The following is a 2,216-nucleotide window of genomic DNA, read 5'->3' as shown; positions in this document are numbered from 1 at the left end:
AAATATTCATCTGACTCTCGTTCGTTTGTGGTAATTTGTTATGCTCGCTCTTTGTCACTTCTGATGGTGTTTGAGCGATTTCTTTGGGGAAGATTGGTTTTACCTCAACTTCGGGTGCTGGCTCTGGTGTTCCTGGTGTTTCATAGACGCCAGTAAAACCAATTTTCCCTTCAGTTTCAACAGAGCGTACTTCTGTCCCATAAACAACTAATGGTGCATATACTTGAATCAACAACATACCTATAATGAGTATGTATTTTTTTGTGTGTTTCATATCCCTCCCCCTATATTCTTAGATGTCTCAAAAATCTTCGTTTTTAAGGAGACGACAAAAAAAAGACATCCGAACACATCAGATGTCTTGAAAAAGTGATTAAATTAGCTTTCCTACTAAAGAAGATAAATAACGTATTATCATTCTTAAAAACGAAGGTTTTCGAGAATAAACATGCAAGAATAATCCTATAAGGACATTTCTTACTTTAGCAATAATAACATATTGAATCTTTAAAAAAAAAACAATTTTTTCATATGGTAGTGAAAAAATTGTTTTTATCTTTTATATCTATTATATTCACTCATTATTTTGTAGAAATTTTACTATCTTCTATCAGTTTCCTTAGCAAGTCTAAGTAAATTCAGCTAACTAATTATTATTTGATTCAAAAGAAATATAATTATCAACTAAAAAAAGTTATTGAAAACGCATTCTTTATCGTGTTATAATAAAATTGAATAACATAATAAAAGGAGGCAGAATCATGAAAAAACTAGTTTTCTCACTTGTTTGTCTGTTAAGTTTCTTATCATTAGGTCTATTAGGACCAAAAATTCAAGCAAGCGAAATACTGACTGAAAACACAAATTTGATCGCAGATATCCCAATCAATAATCCACGTATTATGGCGTCTGTTAACACGAATAATGATTATCACTCTATGCTATTCTTAAATCAGACAAGATATGCTGGTTGGTATTATCCAACAATGCAAGAGCAGAGAGAACAATGGTATGATCAAATCGTTTTTGAAAAATCACCTCGAGGAGTATACATTCGAGTGTTACAATCAAAAGGAAATAATAACAGATTATACTTTAATATTTCTAATAGAGGATATGTTTATTTAGATATAAAGGAGAACGCTAGAGAGTTTTCTGTATCGAAGCTGCCACCTACAAATAATTTACATTATGATACCTTCAGAGTGACAGATCTATCTACAGGACAGTCCTTGGGAATTTATAATAATTATATCACTATCGGTTCAGGTACTATTCCAAGAAACTGGATTTTTGTTTGAATTAAAGGAGAGCATTTATCATAAAGCTATTTTTATCTAGTCTTGCTTTTTTAATTTTTAGATTATTTCTAGACTAAAAAACTCAAAAAGAGTATTTAGAAGATGTTCCTTTTCTAAATACTCTTTTTTTTAAACGCACATATTATATAAACAGATTTCATTTATCTTAAAGTCTTAAACTATACACAAAAGAAGTTGTTAATCACAGTCAACTCCTTATTTCGTAAGTACGAAACCTTGCTTTTGGAAAATATTTCTGCAAATTTATGCTTATTTGCTAATATTTTACCCAATCAATATTAAAAGGTTACTACCTTAAAATAAAAGGCAAAGTCCTAATTAGCACAACGTATTGTTTTTTTACCGATCGTCCCACACTAAGTATTATCTCATTTTCAATATTTAGTCCTTTTAACTATAACATATATTCATTTAAATTTTCTTCCACTAAGATTTTTGGAAAGAAACGGTAGGACAGTTATGCTCTTTTTAATCTTATCCTAAATAGACACTAGTGTAATATTTGTCACTTTTCTTTTTAAATGGCCAAAGTTTTCAGCATTAAAAGTCAATTTTTCCTGACGACCACTAAATCGGCCTCTTGCACAAGCAACCACTCTTTCTGCTACAGAGCGTTCCAAGATTAAACTCTGTTCAAACTCGGCAAACGCCACAAATAATTAGAACATAAGTTGTCCTGTAGAAGTTAATTTATCCATCGTAATATGTTATTGATTGACGATTGAAATCAAATCTTCCATGTACCCCAAATAGTATAAGAAACTATGCAAAAAGAAGTCAGGACTGCGCGAACGTAGTCCTGACTTCTTTAATCTATCACAACCTGATTGCACAACTGCTACTTACCAGGGACTAAATTTTCTACAAGAGTTTCTAGTACGTTGTGAGTTTTTT

The 2,216-nt window shown here is 31.0% G+C and carries 2 protein-coding genes and 1 pseudogene; 1 reads left to right on the top strand and 2 read right to left on the bottom strand.

The features are described 5' to 3' along the window. On the bottom strand, positions 1–274 hold a 274-nt coding region (locus tag P3R27_RS14155), incomplete at its 3' end, for an EF2685/EF0750 family sortase-dependent surface protein (RefSeq protein WP_301357575.1). 487 nt (positions 275–761) lie between these two features. Between P3R27_RS14155 and P3R27_RS14150 the strand changes: the two genes are divergently transcribed. Continuing rightward, complete coding sequence (locus P3R27_RS14150; RefSeq protein WP_301390175.1) at positions 762–1,301, top strand: hypothetical protein; 540 nt, start codon at positions 762–764, stop codon at positions 1,299–1,301. A gap of 566 nt (positions 1,302–1,867) precedes the next feature. Here the strand turns inward: P3R27_RS14150 and P3R27_RS15220 are convergent. Beyond that, positions 1,868–2,062 (bottom strand): annotated as a pseudogene (locus P3R27_RS15220) (recombinase family protein); the annotation flags it as partial. Between the last annotated feature and the right edge of the window lie 154 nt (positions 2,063–2,216).

This window comes from Enterococcus spodopteracolus, from assembly GCF_030441955.1.
Taxonomy (GTDB): domain Bacteria; phylum Bacillota; class Bacilli; order Lactobacillales; family Enterococcaceae; genus Enterococcus_B; species Enterococcus_B spodopteracolus.
Note: the sequence above shows the minus strand (reverse complement) of the source record. Positions and strands in the feature narration are given on the sequence as shown.